At 57.8% G+C, this 18026-nt stretch carries 14 protein-coding genes and 1 pseudogene; 9 read left to right on the top strand and 6 right to left on the bottom strand.

What is annotated here, in order from left to right; translation table 11 throughout:
* Positions 1–22: 22 nt before the first annotated feature.
* Positions 23–1237 (bottom strand): SGNH/GDSL hydrolase family protein, encoded by a 1215-nt coding sequence (locus tag H0484_RS13515; RefSeq protein WP_226955173.1) that lies wholly within the window; start codon positions 1235–1237, stop codon positions 23–25.
* 332 nt (positions 1238–1569) lie between these two features.
* Between H0484_RS13515 and H0484_RS13510 the strand changes: the two genes are divergently transcribed.
* From H0484_RS13510 to H0484_RS13495, 4 genes are read left to right on the top strand one after another with little or no spacing between them, the layout of a single operon-like run.
* Positions 1570–2697: an ABC transporter ATP-binding protein gene (locus H0484_RS13510; protein WP_226955172.1), complete on the top strand. Its 1128-nt coding sequence runs from the start codon at positions 1570–1572 to the stop codon at positions 2695–2697.
* Positions 2694–3755: an ABC transporter substrate-binding protein gene (locus tag H0484_RS13505; protein ID WP_226955171.1), complete on the top strand. Its 1062-nt coding sequence runs from the start codon at positions 2694–2696 to the stop codon at positions 3753–3755. The genes H0484_RS13510 and H0484_RS13505 overlap by 4 nt, the downstream gene beginning before the upstream one ends.
* Positions 3756–3762: 7 nt before the next feature.
* Positions 3763–5016 carry an ABC transporter permease gene (locus tag H0484_RS13500; protein ID WP_226955170.1) on the top strand — a complete coding sequence of 418 codons (1254 nt, stop codon included), beginning with the start codon at positions 3763–3765 and terminating at the stop codon, positions 5014–5016.
* 6 nt (positions 5017–5022) lie between these two features.
* A complete protein-coding gene (locus H0484_RS13495) occupies positions 5023–5880 on the top strand; it encodes an ABC transporter permease (RefSeq protein ID WP_226955169.1) in 858 nt (285 codons plus the stop codon).
* A gap of 103 nt (positions 5881–5983) precedes the next feature.
* On the opposite strand, the gene H0484_RS13490 is transcribed toward H0484_RS13495, so the two are convergent.
* The 3 genes from H0484_RS13490 to H0484_RS13480 form a co-directional block, all read right to left on the bottom strand.
* Entirely contained in the window at positions 5984–7492 is a 1509-nt protein-coding gene (locus tag H0484_RS13490) for an aldehyde dehydrogenase family protein (RefSeq protein WP_226955168.1), read from the bottom strand.
* A 36-nt stretch (positions 7493–7528) separates the two neighbouring features.
* Entirely contained in the window at positions 7529–9340 is a 1812-nt protein-coding gene (locus H0484_RS13485) for a GMC family oxidoreductase (RefSeq protein WP_226955167.1), read from the bottom strand.
* A 119-nt stretch (positions 9341–9459) separates the two neighbouring features.
* A complete protein-coding gene (locus H0484_RS13480; protein WP_226955166.1) occupies positions 9460–10443 on the bottom strand; it encodes a helix-turn-helix domain-containing protein in 984 nt (327 codons plus the stop codon).
* Positions 10444–10677: 234 nt separating this feature from the next.
* On the opposite strand from H0484_RS13480, the gene dnaA reads away from it, so the two are divergent.
* Genes dnaA through gyrB form a run of 3 tightly spaced genes read left to right on the top strand, consistent with a single transcriptional unit; the run spans position 10678 to position 15682 of the window.
* The gene (gene dnaA / locus H0484_RS13475; protein WP_226955165.1) at positions 10678–12096 is read left to right on the top strand and encodes a chromosomal replication initiator protein DnaA; all 1419 of its coding nucleotides are present in this window, start codon (positions 10678–10680) and stop codon (positions 12094–12096) included.
* 2 nt (positions 12097–12098) lie between these two features.
* Positions 12099–13208 (top strand): DNA polymerase III subunit beta, encoded by a 1110-nt coding sequence (dnaN, locus tag H0484_RS13470; protein WP_226955164.1) that lies wholly within the window; start codon positions 12099–12101, stop codon positions 13206–13208.
* Positions 13209–13225: 17 nt separating this feature from the next.
* Positions 13226–15682 carry a DNA topoisomerase (ATP-hydrolyzing) subunit B gene (gyrB, locus tag H0484_RS13465; protein ID WP_226955163.1) on the top strand — a complete coding sequence of 819 codons (2457 nt, stop codon included), beginning with the start codon at positions 13226–13228 and terminating at the stop codon, positions 15680–15682.
* 126 nt (positions 15683–15808) lie between these two features.
* Here gyrB and H0484_RS13460 read toward each other — a convergent pair.
* A pseudogene (locus H0484_RS13460) lies at positions 15809–15973 on the bottom strand (helix-turn-helix domain-containing protein); the annotation flags it as partial.
* A 151-nt stretch (positions 15974–16124) separates the two neighbouring features.
* Between H0484_RS13460 and H0484_RS13455 the strand changes: the two are divergent.
* A complete protein-coding gene (locus H0484_RS13455; RefSeq protein ID WP_226955162.1) occupies positions 16125–17195 on the top strand; it encodes a Fic family protein in 1071 nt (356 codons plus the stop codon).
* On the opposite strand, the gene H0484_RS15260 is transcribed toward H0484_RS13455, so the two are convergent.
* Positions 17155–17544: a helix-turn-helix domain-containing protein gene (locus H0484_RS15260; protein ID WP_226955161.1), complete on the bottom strand. Its 390-nt coding sequence runs from the start codon at positions 17542–17544 to the stop codon at positions 17155–17157. The two genes, H0484_RS13455 and H0484_RS15260, sit on opposite strands and share 41 nt — an antisense overlap.
* Before the next feature lie 115 nt (positions 17545–17659).
* On the opposite strand from H0484_RS15260, the gene H0484_RS15255 reads away from it, so the two are divergent.
* A complete protein-coding gene (locus tag H0484_RS15255) occupies positions 17660–17986 on the top strand; it encodes a transposase (protein WP_226955160.1) in 327 nt (108 codons plus the stop codon).
* The last annotated feature ends 40 nt before the right edge of the window (positions 17987–18026 follow it).

The following is an 18026-nucleotide window of genomic DNA, read 5'->3' as shown; positions in this document are numbered from 1 at the left end:
GGGCATCGTCAGGCGGCTGGGCTTAGTTCCAGCCCTTGTCGGCAATTACCTCGTTCACGGCTTGCGCCATCAATTCATGCACATAAGGCGTGGGGTGGAAACCGTCAGAAAAAGCGTAGCTTTTCCACCAACCGGCTGCGGGTGCCGTGCCAGCGGGAGGATGAGCATCCAGATATGTCACGGTACATGCGGTGATGTCGTAATCGGGCATAAGGTCGGCAGGGTCTGTCGGCGGGCACACGGCTGCCGTGGTGTTGGTCAGGCCGAACGCTTCGCCCTGTGTCGCCCACTGCGAGAGTTGCGAGTAGAAGTCCACAATCGCGACCTGCGGTGTGTCTTCAAACGCCTCTGCCAGTGTTTGATTGAATGTGCTTGCCCAGCCTTGGAACAGCGCTTGGAAGACATCTGCAGCATTTTGGCCGTCAGCATCCAGGTTGTCTCCTGCAACCTCGGTACCGATTTGCTCAAGAATATTCAGAATGGTCAGTAAACGCGGGGTGCGCGTGACGTCGGGCATATTCAGGATCACGACGCGCTGCGCATCATGCGCGAGCAGCTTGTCTTGCACCGATTGCACCAGTTGTTGGCTAAGTGCCGCCATATAAGCATGCCCCGCTGCTTCCCAGCCCCCGGTTTGCCACAAGAGCTCCCGGGTTTTCTCTTCACCTAGCACGGCAGCAAGAAAATTCGCGTAGCCGGAGACGTCCATCTCGGTTACCAGCGTAAGGTAGGCTTGAAAGTAAGCAGTGATTAAGTCGGCCGCATCGTTACCGCCGCCGTCTATCAGCAGGATTTCATGCTCGCCGAAGCCCGCTGCACCGACCCGATCTGCGGCGTCTTGCATCTGTACGTGGAGGGCAAACGGTAGCGTTTGCTGCGTATGCTGAATGCGTCCGCCAGCCACTGCAAAGCCGCGGCAGGCGGCTTGTGGGACGAAATCCGTTTCATTGCTAGATAGGTAAGCGGGGCAGGGTCGCTCTGTCTTGAGTGCGTCGGCTACTAATTCAGGCCAAAGCGGAAAAGGATCTTGCGCTTCATTGTCGGACTGCACTGTATAGCGCACACCGAATACACCGACATCAGCCAAGCTGTCGCCAATGGTGGTAACGGAGACTTTAGGGAGGTTGTCGGGCTCTTTTGAGGAGTCTTCATCCGATCCCGACCCGCCGCATGCGGCGAGCAAAGTCAGCAATGCCAAAGCAGCTGGTTTCCAGCCTCGTATTCCTTTGATGTTCATGTCGAATGTTTCCTGATCAACGGTGTGCGGTGGGCAGGGCACGCGCTATAGAAGGCAAGCCAGACTGGTACCGCCACATTAAAACGCCTCGCACGCGTGCAAGGTCGGTGCTTCAGCACTGTAGGCGGCAGTCCGCAAGGGATGAATCCCTCGTTTTAAGTATATTCATTACAAAATGTAAGTTATGCGCCTTGTTTGTTCTTCAAGTGCGCAACTTCCGCGCTGGGGTTACACCGGGTTTATGGGATGACGTGGCTTAAGGCAGAATGTTAGGCTTACCCGCACCCTGGCGTTCTCGGGGGTTTGCCAGAACAGCAATTACGGAAATACCGATGCAAGCAGCCCAATATGGCGAGTTTCTGAGCTTTAACCACGTCAAGAAAACGTTCGACCAGAAAAGTCTGGTGGTCAGAGATTTCAACCTTGAGGTGGGCCGTGGAGAATTCGTGACGCTGTTGGGGCCGTCGGGGTCGGGCAAAACCACGGTACTGATGATGCTGGCGGGCTTCGAGAACGTCACCAGCGGAAGCATCACCTTGCAAGGCAAGCCCATAACCGGCATTGCGCCGTATAAACGCAATATCGGCATGGTGTTCCAAAACTATGCGCTTTTCCCCCACATGACAGTGGCCCAGAATCTGGCGTATCCCCTTACGGTACGCAAGCTTCCCAAGTCGGAAATCGCTCAGCGCGTCGAGCACTACCTGAAGCTTATTGAACTGCAAGGGTTTGGTGATCGGCATCCTGCGCAACTGTCGGGTGGCCAGCGGCAACGTGTGGCGCTGGCCAGAGCCCTGATCTTCGAGCCCGAACTGGTGCTGATGGACGAACCTTTGGGGGCGCTGGATAAAAAGCTGCGCGAGCAAATGCAGTTCGAGATTACGCGCTTGCATAAGCAACTGGGGTTTACCGTGGTGTATGTCACGCATGACCAAGCCGAAGCCCTGACCATGTCCAGCCGCATCGCCGTCTTCAATCAAGGCATGGTGCAACAGTACGACACCCCCGACCAGTTATACGAACAGCCGGCCAATGCTTTCGTCGCCAGCTTCATAGGCGAAAACAACCTTATCCCGGCGCAGCGCTGCACACCAGGCTCGGGCGGCTATGTTCGCGCCCAATTAGCTGGGGGAGAAACGGTGTTGGCCGCTCATGGCGATCATCCCGCCCAAGGCGAGGCCTGCGTGCTCTCGGTGCGCCCCGAAAAGCTGTCCATCGCTCTGGATGGCCAAGCCTACGACAATCTTGTCAGTGCCCGTTTCATCGCCCGCCATTATGTGGGCGACTTCATACGCTATCACTTTGAATTGCCCAAGGCCGGAAAGATCTGCGTCAAGATGATCAACGATGCCAGGGCGCCCGAATTCACCGAAGGTCAGCCGGCTCGCTTGGGCTGGTTGTCTACCGACTGTTTTGCGTTCAAGACCGATACTTATCCGTCCCAAGGAGGACAACCATGAAGTGGACTGCAACGCTGCTGGGCCTGACGCTGGCTTTCGCCCTGGGAGGCCCCGCTCGGGCTCAAGAAACGCTGACGGTGGTGTCTTTCGGAGGCGCCTACGGTGCGGCTCAAAAGAAACATCAGATTGACCCGTACATGGCCAAAACCGGGGTGAAGGTCTTGTTCGAAAACTACACCGGCGGCATAGCCGAAATGAAAGCGCAGGTGCAGTCGGGGCGTGTGCAATGGGATGTCGTAGACGTGGAAACCATAGACCTTGAGCGCGCTTGCGCCGAAGGCTTGCTAGAGATCATTCCCCGCGACATTGTGCTGCCGGGAGACGATGGCACCCCCGCCGCCGAAGACTTTCTGCCCGCTACTCTGGCCAGTGAGTGCGCCATCGGCGAAATGGTCTACAGCACCATTTTTGCCTACAACCAAAACACGGTGGGCCCTAATAAACCCACCACCCTGGAAGATTTCTTCGACCTGCAGAGTTTCCCCGGTAAGCGAGGCCTGCGCAAGCGTCCACAGGTCAGCATGGAATGGGCCTTGCTGGCAGACGGGGTGCCAAGTGAAGATGTCTACAAGCTGTTGGCCACCCCCGAAGGCCAGGCGCGGGCCTTTGCCAAACTGGACACCATCAAGAAGGATGTCGTGTGGTACGACAGTTGGTCGCAGGCCCCGCAAATGCTTAACGATGGCGGTGTGGTCATGGTGCAATCGGCCAATGGCCGTGTGTTCGACGCCATGAAAAACGAGAACAAGCCCTTCACCATCGTATGGGACGGCAACCTGTTCGACTTCGGCGCGTGGACCATCGTACAGGGCACCCCTAAGCTCGAGCTGGCAAAGGATTTCGTCGCTTTCGCCACAACCACCAAGGCACTGGCGGGCTTTCAAGATGTCGCTTACGGCCCGCCGCGCAAGTCTTCTATGGCCTTGGTAGACAAGGCCGTGATCGAGCATCTGCCCAGTTCGCATGTAGACGAAGGCATGCAGGTCGATAGTGTGTTCTGGGCCGATTACGGTGAAAGCCTGGCCGAGAAGTTCAACGAGTGGCTGTTGAAGAAATAGGCTAAGCATGCTGGGTCTACCCACCAGGGCCAACGATCTTTCTGCCGATGAAGCCCGTATTGAAAGACGCGAGCTTCGTCGGCGGCAGGGCGTCAGTCTGTTGCTGACAGCGCCATTACTGATTTTCGTGCTTCTGGCCTTTGCCGCGCCTATTGCCGCCATGCTCTACCAAAGCGTGTACAACCCAACGCTGGTACAGCTGATCCCTCAGACGCTGGGCCGTTTGCAAAGCTGGGAAGAGACGCCTTTACCGCCATCGGAAACTTACGATGCCATGGCGCAAGAGCTTAAACAGCTGGCCCAGGATCGCAAGGCCGGCACTTTGGGGGCGGCCATCAATCCGGTGTACCCCGGGGCCTCCAGCCTTATCAATGCTTCGGCACGCAAGATGCGCACGCTGGACGATGCCGAGCTGGCTGATCAGGGCGGGCGTTTACTACGCGAGGCGGATGCGCGTTGGTCTGAACCCGAGCTCTGGCGTGCCATACAGAAGTCGGGTCGTGTTTACACCGATACGCATTACCTCAGCGCTTTTGATCTTGAACGCGGCGCCGACGGTCAGATTCAGCAACGCGAATCCGCCCGCATCTACCTGCAGCTGTATGCCCGGTCGGTGAGCATGGCTTTGGCCATTACCTTGCTATGCCTGGTCTTGGGTTACCCCTTGGCCTATTACCTGGCCCATGCACCCCGGCATGTGGCGGGCGTACTGATGGTACTGGTGTTGCTGCCGTTCTGGACCTCAGTGCTGGTACGCACCACAGCCTGGATTGCGCTGTTGCAAACCAATGGGGCGGTGAATGTCTTGCTGCAGACGGTGGGCCTGACACAGCAGCCGCTGGAGCTGCTTTACACCCGCTTTGCCACCATTACCGCCATGACGCATATGCTGTTGCCTTTCATGGTGTTGCCTTTGTATAGCGTCATGCGCGGGATAGACCCCAGTTATGTCAGGGCGGCCTTGTCGCTGGGAGGGCGCCCCGCTTCTGCCTTCTTTCGCATCTATTTGCCGCTGACCATGCCGGGGCTTAGCGCCGGCGCACTGCTGGTCTTCATCATCTCGGTGGGTTACTACATTACGCCAGCCTTGGTAGGCGGGGCGGATGACCAAATGATTTCCAACATCATCGCCTTTCACATGCAGCGCTCCAATAACTGGGGCCTGGCTGCGGCCTTGGGCGCCCTGTTGCTGGCTCTGGTGCTGTTGCTCTATGCGCTCTACGATCGCCTGGTGGGCGCGCGCAATATCAAGTTAGGCTGAAGACCCATGCAGACGTCTCCCGACTATTACAACTGGCGTCAGAAACTGGCCGCGCTTGTGCTGAAGTGCTGGGCCTGGGCAGTGTTGTTCTTCCTGATTTTGCCCATCCTCATCGTCATCCCGCTGTCCTTCAATGCCGAACCGTTTTTCAGCTTTACCCCCGGCATGCTGCGTCTGGATGCCCAAGCCTATTCTCTGAAGTGGTACGAGGCGGTGTTTCAAAGCTCAAGCTGGCTGGCCGCCATACGCAATAGCTTGTTTATCGGCGCTTGCGCCACGCTGATCGCTACAGTGCTGGGCACCTTGGCTGCCATGGGTTTGGCCTCGGAGCACATGCCGTATCGCAGGCTCATCACGGCCTTGCTGCTATCGCCCATGATCGTGCCTTTGGTGATCGTGGCGGTGGGCATGTTCTTCTTTTACGCGCGCTTCAACCTGGTGGGCACCTTCACCGGCCTCATCATCGCCCACGCGGCGCTGGGCGTGCCTTTCGTCATCATCACCGTCACCGCCACGCTAACGGGCTTCGACCGCTCGCTTTACCAGGCGGGGCTGAGCATGGGCGCGTCGCCGCTAAGGGTGTTCCGCGACGTGGTCATGCCCTTGATTCGCCCCGGCGTCATCAGCGGCGCGCTGTTCGCCTTCGCGGCTTCCTTCGACGAAATCGTGCTGGTGCTGTTTCTGGCGGGGCCCGAGCAGGGCACGATTCCACGCCGCATGTTCGCCGGCCTGCGCGAGCAGATCAACCCCAGCATCCTGGCCGTGGCGACGCTATTGATTTTGATGTCCGTCCTGTTGCTGGCCACCCTGGAACTGCTGCGCCGGCGCTCCGAGAAAATGCGCCACGGGCGGCTGGAAGGTTGAGGCGCTCTAGAGCTTAAGGAGGCTATGCGCCTGTGATGGAAAAGCCGGCGCGCACCGGGCCTGGATGTGCTCCCGGTGCAAGCGCTCGCCTCCCGCTGCGCCGCTAGGGTTGGCCGAACACGCCCATTGGGCCGGGTTCTAGATTGATGATCACACTTTTGGTCAAGGTGTAGTGATCCAGCACTTCATGCGCGAACTCCCGGCCAAAGCCGCTTTGCTTATACCCGCCGATCGGCATGCCTCCCAGAAAGTTGTAAAAGCGGTTGATCCAGATCGTGCCGGTTTCGAGTGCGCAAGCCATGCGGTGGGCGCGGCTTACATTCGACGTCCAGATGCCTCCGCCCAGACCGTAGATGGAGTCGTTGGCCAGACGGATGACCTCGTCGTCGTTCTTCCAGGAAATGACGCTGACCACAGGGCCAAAGATTTCCTCCTGGGCGATACGCATCGAATTGTCTACCTGGTCGAAGATGGTCGGCTGGATGAACAAGCCTTTTTCCAGCCCTGGCACTTGAGCTCGTTGGCCGCCCAGTACGACCTTGGCACCTTCTTGAGGGCCGAGCTCAAGATAACCGGTGATTTTGTCCATTTGCATTTGCGACGCCTGCGCGCCCAGCTGCGTGTCGGTAGAGGTTGGGTCGCCGATGCGGATGTTGCTCAGCAAGCGCTGCAGCTTTTCCATGAAGACGTCCTTCACTTTTTCGTGAACGAATAGGCGTGAGCCGGCCAGGCAGACTTCGCCTTTGTTCAGGACGGTAGACATGGCTGCGCCTTCTGCGGCAGCATCCAGATCGGCGTCTTCGCAGACGATGTTGGCCGACTTACCGCCCAGCTCCATGGTCTGCGGGATGATGTTGACCGAGGCGTACTGCATGAGCCGCCGAGCGGTGGGGCGCGAACCGGTAAAGCCGACTTTGCGTACCCGCGGGTCGGTGACCAGCGTTTCTCCCAGGTCGGGGCCATAACCCGTCACGATGTTCAATACTCCGGGAGGCAGCAGGTCTGCCATCTCGCGCATGAACTCCATGACGGACAGGCAAACGATCTCGGATGGCTTGAGCACGATGGTATTGCCGGCGGCCAGTGCGGGGGCGATTTTCGTGGCCAGCATGATCATCGGGACGTTCCATGGAATGATCTGGACCACGACGCCCAGGGGCTCCCGGTGCACGATGCCCACCGTGTTGGCCGCCTGGATGGATTCGCCGTGCAATTGCCAGGGCGTGCCGGAGAAAATCGCAAATTGCTCAATTGCCATCGGCATGTCGAAATGAGTCGCCTCGTTGATGGGCTTGCCGTTGTTCAGCGTATCCATCATGGCGAAATGGGGTAGACGTGCCTTCAGGCGCCGGACGATTTCGTAAAGTATTTCCTGGCGCTTGGCGGGAGGAGTTTTGGACCAGGTGGGAAAGGCGCGTGCGGCGGCGTCAACGGCCCGCCTGGCGTCGGCGGCGTTACCGGCTGCGATACGGCTTAGAACGGCACCGGTGGCAGGGTTTCTTAAATCTATGGTGGTGCCGCTGGCGCCTTCGCACCAATCGCCATCGATGTAATGGCCATACTCTTGCAGAAAGTCCGAGGAGGTGACGTGTGGCGGGCGAGGATCGTTCATGATTTGCTCCAGTTCGTTGGGGAGGGTAGCGATGTGTCAGGCCTGGCCCAGCAGCATGTCGGCCAGGCGTTGTCCGATCATCATGGAAGGCGCCATGGTCGGCCCAGTCGTGATGCGCGGCATGATGGAGGCATCCGCGATGCGCAAGCCTTCCACGCCGCGCACCCTGAGCTGCGCATCGACTACCGCATCGGCGCCGGTGCCCATGCGGCAGGTGCCGCTGGCATGGAAGAACGTTGTTGATGCATTGCGTACGAAGTTTTCGAGATCCTTGCCTTTCAGGTGGCCGGGGGCGGCCTCCCGCTTGGCGAATTCCCGCATAGCGGCGGAATTGCCCAGTTCGCGGCTGATTTCAACGCCGCGAATCAAGGCCCGAACGTCGTCGGGATCTTGCAGGTAGTTGGGGCGCAGTACGGGACGCGCATCCGGGTCCAGCGACCGCAATGCGAGGGTACCTTGGCTACGCGGACGCAGTAGTCCAGGGGCAATCGCCCAGCCTGCCTGCGGCAGATCGTATTGGGCGGCGACGACCGGGCTGGCGTAGGGAAGCTGGATGTGTACGAGGTACAAATCGGGCGTTTGTAGTTCCGGGCGGCTTTTGAGAAGAACCATGGAGTCAGCGCCGCTGTTGGTCATGGGCAGAGGCGTGTCGTATTCCCAAATGCAGCCGCCCAGCAGGATATGGTCCTGCAGGTGTTTGCCTACGCCGGGCAGGTGGCAAAGGGTGCTTGCGCCTAGCGCGTTGAGCTCGGCTTCGTCGCCGATGCCCGACAACATCAGCAGCTTGGGTGTGTTGATGGCGCCCAGGGAAAGGACGATCTCGCGCGAAGCGGCGATGCGCAACGATTGGCCTTGCCAACGCATCACGACGGTTGTTGCGTGGCCGCGTTCAAGTTCGAGCTTGTCAACGTAAGCGCCAGTCAGCACCGTCAGGTTGGGTTGGCCCATCATTGGGTAAAGAAAGGCCGTCGGCATGTTCAGGCGATGGCCGTTTTCGATATTGTGGTTCAACAGGGCGGCGCCCGACCCCCCTTCCATCAAGACGCCATTGGCATCGGCCTGCCGGGGAATCCCGGCTTTCTCGGCGGCGTCCAGGAGCGCGGCGGCGCAGGCGTTGGGACGGTGGGCAGGCTGCACCCAGAGCGGGCCGCCGCTGCCACGGCGGACGGGGTCCGCCGGGCCCTGCCAGTTCTCGAGGCGTTTATAGACTTGCAGGACGCCGTCATAGCCCCAGCCCGGATCGCCGGACTCGGCTTGCCAGAGCGCGAAGTCGTTGCGATGCCCGCGGGCATAGTTGCAGGCGTTGATGCTGGTGCCGCCGCCCAGTACCTTGCCGGTGCCCATGGCCATTTTCCGGCCCAGCAGCCCATCTTGGGGCTCGGAAACATCCTGCCAGTCGCGCTCCGTGCCTAGGTTCGTGAACCAGGCCGAAGGCTGGATAACGCTGGGCGCCTGATCGGTATCGCCCGCTTCTAGCAGCAGAACCTGAGTGTTGCTATCTTGAGCCAGCCTGGCGGCTATCACGCTTCCCGCCGCCCCCGAGCCGCATACGATGTAGTCGTAGCGCTTGCGCAGGGCGCTGCGCAATTTGCGTTGGTTATCCTGAACTTGTTGCGCGTAGTCGGCCAAGGGGGCGGCTTGCGCGGCGCTTAGGCCCAATCCCGCGGCCAGCGCCAGGAAAGTCCGTCTGCTCAAGCGCCCCCTGGCCAGTGCTTGCTCCCAGAAGTCCAGCTGCTGTGCGGCATGGCCAGCGAGGGCTGGCCGGTCATCGTGATTATTGTGCATAGTCCCCCCGATTCGGCAGTTGACTGCCAACGTCAGGGCGCCGTGGATGGCGCCGGTTGCCATGGGTTCATGGTGCAACTGGAAAGGGGCGGCCGCCTATCGGTATTCGGCCAGGTATGACGGTTTCTTGCCAGAAAATGACGGCGTCAGCCGTCAGCTCAAGCTGCGGGTCTTGTTTTTATTCATTTACCGGAGCGTGTCTGGGAGGGCGATTCGCCGAAACGCCGCCTGTACTGCTGATGAAACTCGCCCAAGTGACTGAAACCGCAGTGCATCGCGGCCTGAGCGATGGTCATGTTCCACTGGTGGTCATGAGTTTGCAGCAGAGCCCGCACGCGTTGCAGGCGCAATTCCGTCAAGTGGCGCATAGGCGTGGTGTCGTGCGCGTGTTGAAAAGCCCTGGATAGCGAGCGGGCGCTGCATCCGGCAGCCTTGGCGATGTCCAGCAAAGTCAAGGGTTCGTGCAGGTTTTCTTCCATGTAGGCGCATGCACGGTGATATTCGCGCGGGGCCAAGGTAGGGGAGCTGCGGAAAATTGTTTCCAAGTGGTTGTGGGGCGTCGTACTCAATAGATGCAGTACGAGCATCTCTTCCAGCCCGTGTGCCAGCCTGCCTGTACCGCTAATGGCCGGAGACGATACCGAGGCGGCGAGGTAGGTGACGAGCTCCAACCATCGTTGGGCGGACGCGCCGTTCAGGGCGGCGGCCTCGAATCGAACCGGTTGACGTTCGCGGCGGCCCAGCAACTCCCAGCATAGCGTGTTGATACGGTGCTGCGGGAAGACGAGTTTCAAAACCTCGGTTTGGCGGCCATAGCGGAAAGTGGGGCAGTCGTCTTCCGTGGCAAGCAGCACGGTGCCCGGGCCGCCTCCGAACGAATCGCTTTTATTGCTTTGCAGCAAACGGCCTTGCAGCACAGTGGTGACGAGCAGGGCGCCTCCCAGGCCGCGGGGCTGGATGTCGATGTCCCGGCCATAGCCGATCATGGACGGTTGGAGTGGCCCCCAACTGGTCGAGTGGATGCGTACACTTTCGTGGGGGCCGGGCCGGGATACTGGCAGCCGCCAGGAAAATGGAGCATAAAGGCGCTCGATGGAGGCGCTGGCGAGCGCCATATCTTCAGTTTGTAACAGAAGACAGGCCTCGGGGAGTCGTTGTGACAGCATGGCGGCGTCACCTGATTTGTCTCGGAGGAAATGGCGCTTGGGGAGCGCTTCTTTGTTTGACTATTATGTTTATTAATAGTCAATTATGTCAATAAAGACCTACCCGGGGGCATATGGGAGCGTGTGCGCGCATCTGTCATATGGTGTACCAGTTTTGTCCATAGGAGAGACGTTCCTTGTGGATAACTTTGCCCCCGACAGGGTAGAATCGAGGTTTAGCGAAGACAGTAAGCCATGAACGAATTTTGGCAGTCTTGCGTCCAGAAACTGGAGCAAGACCTCCCTCCCCAGCAGATTAGCGCTTGGATACGCCCTCTGGTGCCTGTGGCATACGATGAGGACCGCGCCGTGCTGCGCGTCGCCGCGCCCAACCGTTTCAAGCTGGATTGGGTGCGCAAGAATTTCGTCCAGCAGATAGAAACCTTGGCCAGCGAGTGGTACGACAAACCTGTTCAGGTGTCGTTCGAGTTGGCCAGTTCCCAGCACGCGGGTGCCGGCCGTGCAGGCGGCGTTGCCATGCCGCGCCCGCCGGTGGCCAGTGCTACGCAAGAAGCCCCAGCGGCCTCGGCTCCCGCACCGGCCCCCCAGCCTACCCCGGTGGCTGCGGCGGTGACCGACGGCGTACACGACCGCTCTCGCCTGAATCCAGAACTGCGTTTCGATAATTTTGTTACCGGTAAAGCCAACCAGTTGGCCCGTGCGGCCGCCTTGCAGGTGGCCGAGAACCCCGGCGTTTCGTACAACCCGCTGTTCTTATATGGCGGCGTGGGCCTGGGCAAGACTCACCTTATCCATGCCGTAGGCAATGCGCTGCTGGCCAATGGCACGGGGGTGCGCGTGCGCTATGTGCATGCCGACCAATACGTTTCCGACGTGGTGAAGGCCTACCAGCGCAAAGCTTTCGACGAGTTCAAGCGGTATTACCACTCGCTGGACCTGCTGCTCATAGACGATATTCAGTTTTTTGCCGGCAAGAACCGCACGCAAGAAGAGTTTTTCTACGCCTTCGAGGCAATGGTGGCGCAGCGCAAGCAAATCATCATTACCTCCGATACCTACCCCAAGGAACTGGCCAATATCGATAGCCGTCTGATCTCCCGTTTTGACTCGGGGCTCACCGTTGCCATCGAACCGCCAGAGCTTGAAATGCGCGTCGCCATTTTGCTGCGCAAGGCCGAAACCGAGGGCATTACCATGCCCGAAGAGGTCGCCTTCTTTATCGCCAAGCATTTGCGTAGCAACGTGCGCGAACTTGAAGGCGCGCTGCGCAGGGTGTCTGCTTACGCCCGATTCCACGGGCGTGAAGTCTTGTCCGTCGAAGTCTGTAAAGACGCCTTGAAAGATCTGCTGTCCGTCTCTAATGGTCAGATCACCGTCGAGAACATACAGAAGACGGTAGCGGATTTCTACAAAATCAAAGTGGCCGACATGTATTCGAAACGTCGGCCCGCCAATATAGCCATGCCTAGACAGGTGGCTATGTATTTGGCCAAAGAGCTCACCCAAAAGAGCTTGCCCGAAATTGGCGATCTGTTTGGCGGGCGGGATCACACCACGGTATTGCATGCCGTGCGTAAGATTTCCGATGCCCGTACCAAACAGACAGAACTCAACCATGCCTTACACGTACTAGAACAAACCCTGAAAGGATGACCATGCAACTCGTCAAAACATCCCGTGATGCATTGCTCAAACCGTTGTCGACGGTGGCTGGAATCGTCGAGAGAAGAAATACTCTGCCCATCTTGGCCAATATTTTGTTGCGCAAGCAGGGTGACGAGGTGTCGTTCATCGCTACAGATCTTGAAGTGCAGATCTCGACCCATGGGCAGTTTGGCGTTGGCGAGGGCAGCGAAGCCACCACGGTGGCCGCTCGCAAACTGCTCGATATTCTGCGCGCCTTGCCCGATGTGGGCGAAGTCAGCCTCAGCCTGGCGGGGGGCAAACTGACGCTGCAGTCGGGCAAGAGCCGCTTTGCCTTGCAAACCCTGAACGCAGCCGAGTTCCCCATCGTGTCGCAGCCGCCCAAATGGGATGTCTCTTTTACCCTGCCGCAAAAGACGCTCAAGCATCTGTTCAACATGGTGCATTTCGCCATGGCCCAACAAGATATCCGCTATTACCTGAATGGCCTGTTGCTGGTCTTGGACGCCTCCGGTGTGCGCGCTGTGGCAACCGACGGTCATAGGTTGGCCCATATCGGTGCGCAAGTGGAAGGCATAGAAGGCCATCAAGAAGTCATTGTTCCGCGCAAAACCGTGCTGGAAATACAGCGTCTGCTGGCAGACTCAGACGAGCCCGTTACCGTAGACGTGGCGCCTGGCCAGATCCGCTTTTCTTTTGGTGAAGTCGAACTGGTTTCCAAGTTGGTCGAGGGCAAGTTCCCCGACTATAACCGCGTCATTCCCACCAACTATACGCGTCACTTCCTGATCAATCGCGAAGTGCTGCAAGGCAGCCTGCAACGTGCCGCCATTCTTACGTCTGACAAGCTCAAAGGCGTGCGTCTGCAATTGACCGAACACCTGCTGAAGGTGTCGTCGACCAACGCCGAACAGGAAGAAGCTACGGAAGAACTCGACATCGATTACAGCCACGAGCCCTTGGATGTCGGTTTCAATGTCAGCTACCTGCTGGACGTCTTGGGCAACGTCAAGACCGAGCAGCTGTGCTGGTCGGTGCAGCCCGATGTGAATGCTTCGGCCCTTATCACGATACCTGACGACGAATCGTTCAAGTACGTGGTTATGCCCATGCGGATTTAATACAGGCCTTACACCTTATGTCAGATCAAACTACCCAAACCGGCGCTACGCCCGGCGCAGAATACGGCGCAGAATCCATCCGCATGCTCAAGGGCCTGGAGGCCGTGCGCAAGCGGCCCGGCATGTATATCGGCGACACCTCCGACGGCACCGGCCTGCATCACATGGTTTTCGAGGTGGTGGACAACGCCATCGACGAAGCGCTGGCGGGCCATTGCGACGAAATCGTTGTCACGATACACGCCGACAACAGTGTTTCCGTTACCGATAACGGTCGCGGTATTCCTACCGATATCCATAAAGACGATGAGTTCGGCCGTAGTGCGGCAGAAATCGTCATGACCGAGTTGCACGCGGGCGGCAAGTTCGACCATAACTCGTACAAGGTCTCGGGTGGCTTGCACGGCGTGGGCGTCTCTTGCGTGAACGCACTGTCGCAGTGGCTGCGCCTGACGATCTGGCGTAATGGCGAAAAGCACGAAATGGAATTCCGCCAAGGCGAGCGCGTGGCGCCCTTGGCCGTTACCGGCACGGCAGACCGCAAGGGCACCAGCGTGCGCTTTTTGGCCGACAACACCATCTTCGATAACGTAGAGTACCAATACGATGTGCTGGCCAAACGGCTGCGTGAGCTCTCGTTCCTGAATAACGGCGTCAAGGTCAAGCTGATAGACGAACGCCAGGGCAAAGAAGAAGACTTTGCCTTCCTGGGCGGCGTCAAAGGCTTTGTGGAATACATCAACCGCAGCAAGACAGTACTGCACCCGAATGTTTTCTCCGTCAGTACAGACTCTACGGCGGGTGGTGAAACGGTGGGCGTCGATGTGGCCATGCAATGGAACGACACCTATTCGGAAACCGTGCTGTGCTTCACCAACAATATTCCACAGCGTGACGGCGGTACTCACCTGACCGGTTTGCGCGCCGCCATGACGCGGGTCATCAACAAGTACATAGCCGACAACGAACTGGCCAAAAAGGCCAAGGTCGACACTGCCGGCGATGACATGCGTGAAGGCCTGGCCTGCGTATTGTCCGTAAAGGTGCCCGAGCCCAAGTTCAGCAGCCAGACCAAAGACAAGCTGGTCTCCAGTGAAGTGCGCCCTGCCGTTGAAGAAGCCGTAGCGCGTACCCTGGAAACCTGGCTGCTCGAAAACCCTGTCGACGCCAAGGCCGTCTGCAACAAAATTATCGAAGCTGCCCGCGCCCGCGACGCTGCGCGCAAAGCACGCGAGATGACGCGGCGCAAGAGCGTGCTGGAAGGTGCAGGCCTGCCAGGCAAGCTGGCTGACTGCCAAGAAAAAGACCCCGCGCTTAGCGAAATTTATATCGTCGAGGGTGACTCCGCCGGCGGTTCGGCCAAGCAAGGCCGTGATCGTAAGTTTCAGGCCATTTTGCCCTTGCGCGGCAAAGTGCTTAACGTTGAAAAAGCGCGCTTCGACCGCCTGGTTTCCAGCGAGCAGATCACCACGCTGATCACCGCGCTGGGCACCAGCATCGGGCCCGACTTCAACATCGAGAAGCTGCGCTACCACCGCATCATCATCATGACCGATGCTGACGTTGACGGTGCGCACATTCGTACCTTGCTGCTGACGCTGTTCTACCGTCAAATGCCCGAACTCATCGAGCGCGGTTACGTTTACATTGCCCAGCCACCTTTATACAAGGTCAAGGTCGGTCGCGAAGAGCGTTACCTTAAAGACGCCCAGGAAGAAGCCCAGTTCATGATGCAGCTGGCGCTCAAGGATGCCGAGCTGATCACGTCGGCGGGTGCTACACCCATACGCGGTGACGCGCTGGAAGAACTGGCTCGCCAATACATTCTGGCCGACGCGGTCATCGACCGTCTGTCCCGCTACATGGATACCGGGGCCTTATCAGCGATGGCCGAAGGCGTGGTGCTTGAGCTTGACGACGCCGAGCAGGCCCAGGCCTCGGCAGCGCGTTTGCAAGAAGCCTTGGCCGACCCGGCAGACCCCAAGGTAGTGACGGTTGAAGCCGAGGAAACCGAAGACGGCGCATGGCGCTTGGTGCTCAAGCGCCTGCATCATGGCAATACCCGCGTCAGCGTATTCGACCGCGTTTTCGCGCGCGGCGCCGACTACAGCGTGCTGGCACGTGCGGGCGCCACGTTCACCGGCCTGATCGGCAAGGGTGGCGAAGTGGCCCGTGGTGAAGGCGACCGCCGCAAGAGCAAACCTGTCTCCGACTTCCGCGAAGTCATGCAATTCTTGCGCGCAGAAGCCGAACGCAGCGTCACCAAACAGCGCTACAAAGGCCTGGGTGAAATGAACCCCGACCAGCTCTGGGAAACCACCATGGATCCAAACGTACGCCGCCTGCTGCGCGTTGAAATCAAGGACGCGATTGCAGCGGACGAGATGTTCACCACCCTGATGGGCGACCACGTCGAACCACGTCGCGCGTTTATTGAGCAGCATGCGCTGCAGGCCAGCAATATTGATACTTGATGTTTGTTGGTGTTGGGAATAGTTGGCCAGGTGTTGTGAGATAAGTTGGCCACTGCTCTGGGTGTGAAGAAGCGGTTTACTTTCTAGTGGCCGCTTTTTTATGTGGCGAGAGCGTCGACCCATGCTTTACCAGTTTGGGCCTGTTGACGACTTTGGTGCTGCCGAGCCGCTACGCTCACGAAGCACTAATTCCACACCTAAGATACTGAGAAGCGCCAGCAGGCGGTGAGCGCTGACTTTCTCTGTGTTGCGTTCTAGGGCAGAGAGCGACTGTTGCGTGATACCCAGGCGTACCCGGCCCCCTAAATCAGGCATCTACCTGTATAGGTTTCTCCGTTTTCTATATATATGTACTCCGACATGTATAGAAAATCGCGATTTCTATACATGTCACTGCTAATATGTATAGAAATTCGTGATTTCTATACATATGGGGCTTGTCGTGTCGCACCTTCTGTCACTCGAGCAGCTTGATTTCGAGCGTTTTGATACGCCCCTAATCCTCAAAAAGCTCGCTAGCAGCAGTCGTAGGCTGGCAGAGCTTAAGGGTGTCGCGGCCTCCATCCCCAACCAGGGCATCCTAATCAATACGCTTGGGCTGCAAGAGGCTAAAGACAGCTCCGAAATCGAGAATATCGTTACGACACACGATGAGCTGTTCCGCGACGATGCCGACTCCAGTGTGTCGACTAATCCTGCAACGAAGGAAGTGCAGCAATACCGTCAGGCCCTACACGCAGGGTTTAAGTGTGTCCAGGAAACAGGTCTGCTTACAGTTAATCATATCGTGGCAATACAGGGCGAGCTAGAGCGCAATAATGCGGGCTTTCGCAAGTTGCCGGGGACATCGTTAAAGGATGGGGGTGGTCATGTTGTTTACACCCCGCCACAGAGTCCTGATGACATTGTGCGGTTGATGAGTGGCCTTGAGCAGTTCATCAATAATTCCGATCAGGTAGCGGTTGACCCCCTGATAAAAATGGCTCTCATTCACCACCAGTTTGAAAGTATCCACCCGTTTTACGACGGAAATGGGCGCACAGGGCGAATTATCAATGTCCTCTACCTGGTCAAAGAAGGGTTGCTTGACATACCGGTGCTATATCTAAGTCAGCACATTGTTCGCACAAAATCCGAATACTATCGCCTGCTACAGGCAGTGCGCGATGACGATGCTTGGGAAGAATGGGTGTTGTACATGCTGGAGGCGGTCGAGCAAACCGCTAGACGAACCCTACACACCATACAAGCTATCAAGACAGTATTGGCTGATTACAAACATCGTATCAGGCAGGATCATAAATTCTATAGTCAGGATCTGATCAACCATCTGTTCATGCATCCCTATACAAAGATTGATTTTATGCAGAAGGCGCTCAATATTTCACGCATAACTGCTGCTCGGTATCTAGATGCTTTAGCCGCTGGGGGTTTTGTGGCTAAGCATAAAGTCGGGCGCAGCAACTACTATGTCAATCACGCCTTGAGCCAGATTCTGATGGATCAACACTGAGTGAGACGTTGGCTGTGGCTGTTAGCCTTCGATATATCAAGCCCCTGGAAACCCTTAATTCACGCGCAGCCTTTGATATGTTGCCGTTATGCTTCTCGAGCGTGCGTTGTACTATTTCTAAGCTACAGTCACGTAATGAAGCTGATGCTTCATGGGGCGTTTTAGGAGAGGTGGCCTCGTTTGCTTGAAGGGGGGAGGGGTACTTAGCTTCAAGCTCTGTGAAATCAATACAAGTGTCAGCTGGAGTCGAAGGGCTACTTAACGACAATGGCGAGGTAATACTTGTTGCAACTCGCCTCGAGTCATAAGCCGTCACCCATACGGTAAGCCCGTTGACTAAACTCACCATTCTGGGCTCCTCGGTGAGGAGATCCAGCAATGAGCCCAAGTCGACTTCAAAGATCCCTGAATCGCCCCGGGGAATGAACTGACCCCCAAGAGTTGGACACAACCTTGGAGGGCATATGAGGAAATTCGACCTCAGGTTCAAACTGAAAGTGGTTCGTGACTACCTCGCGGGCAAAGGGGGATACAAAATCCTCGCAGCCAAATACGGCATCGCTAACAGCCTCGTCAGAAGTTGGGTGGCGGCATACCAACACCATGGCAGTGCCGGTCTCGTGCGTCAGCGCGGCCGATACACACAAGAGTTCAAACTGGAAGTGCTGCACCGTAGGGCAGCTGAAAATCTGTCTTACCGTGAGCGGTGTTTGTCAACAATGATGTCCGTTTTCTTCACGCCGCGTGCTCTAAATTCTGGATCTCACCGAGCGACGATTTCTCCGGGTTGAGCCAGACTTCCGCGACAGGCTGCCAGTCTCGCGTGGCACG

The sequence above is a fragment of the Mesopusillimonas faecipullorum genome (genome assembly GCF_020539505.1).
Taxonomy (GTDB): Bacteria; Pseudomonadota; Gammaproteobacteria; order Burkholderiales; family Burkholderiaceae_B; genus Mesopusillimonas; species Mesopusillimonas faecipullorum.
The sequence above is the reverse complement of the archived record's forward strand: the minus strand, read 5'-3'. Positions and strand labels throughout refer to the sequence as shown.

Excerpts from the sequence above, each read along its gene's own strand:
- H0484_RS13515 (WP_226955173.1), bottom strand. The coding sequence starts at position 1,237 with ATGAACATCAAAGGAATACGAGGCTGGAAACCAGCTGCTTTGGCATTG.
- H0484_RS13510 (WP_226955172.1), top strand. The coding sequence starts at position 1,570 with ATGCAAGCAGCCCAATATGGCGAGTTTCTGAGCTTTAACCACGTCAAG.
- H0484_RS13505 (WP_226955171.1), top strand. The coding sequence starts at position 2,694 with ATGAAGTGGACTGCAACGCTGCTGGGCCTGACGCTGGCTTTCGCCCTG.
- H0484_RS13500 (WP_226955170.1), top strand. The coding sequence starts at position 3,763 with ATGCTGGGTCTACCCACCAGGGCCAACGATCTTTCTGCCGATGAAGCC.
- H0484_RS13495 (WP_226955169.1), top strand. The coding sequence starts at position 5,023 with ATGCAGACGTCTCCCGACTATTACAACTGGCGTCAGAAACTGGCCGCG.
- H0484_RS13490 (WP_226955168.1), bottom strand. The coding sequence starts at position 7,492 with ATGAACGATCCTCGCCCGCCACACGTCACCTCCTCGGACTTTCTGCAA.
- H0484_RS13485 (WP_226955167.1), bottom strand. The coding sequence starts at position 9,340 with ATGGCAACCGGCGCCATCCACGGCGCCCTGACGTTGGCAGTCAACTGC.
- H0484_RS13480 (WP_226955166.1), bottom strand. The coding sequence starts at position 10,443 with ATGCTGTCACAACGACTCCCCGAGGCCTGTCTTCTGTTACAAACTGAA.
- dnaA (WP_226955165.1), top strand. The coding sequence starts at position 10,678 with ATGAACGAATTTTGGCAGTCTTGCGTCCAGAAACTGGAGCAAGACCTC.
- dnaN (WP_226955164.1), top strand. The coding sequence starts at position 12,099 with ATGCAACTCGTCAAAACATCCCGTGATGCATTGCTCAAACCGTTGTCG.
- gyrB (WP_226955163.1), top strand. The coding sequence starts at position 13,226 with ATGTCAGATCAAACTACCCAAACCGGCGCTACGCCCGGCGCAGAATAC.
- H0484_RS15260 (WP_226955161.1), bottom strand. The coding sequence starts at position 17,544 with ATGGTGAGTTTAGTCAACGGGCTTACCGTATGGGTGACGGCTTATGAC.
- H0484_RS15255 (WP_226955160.1), top strand. The coding sequence starts at position 17,660 with ATGAGGAAATTCGACCTCAGGTTCAAACTGAAAGTGGTTCGTGACTAC.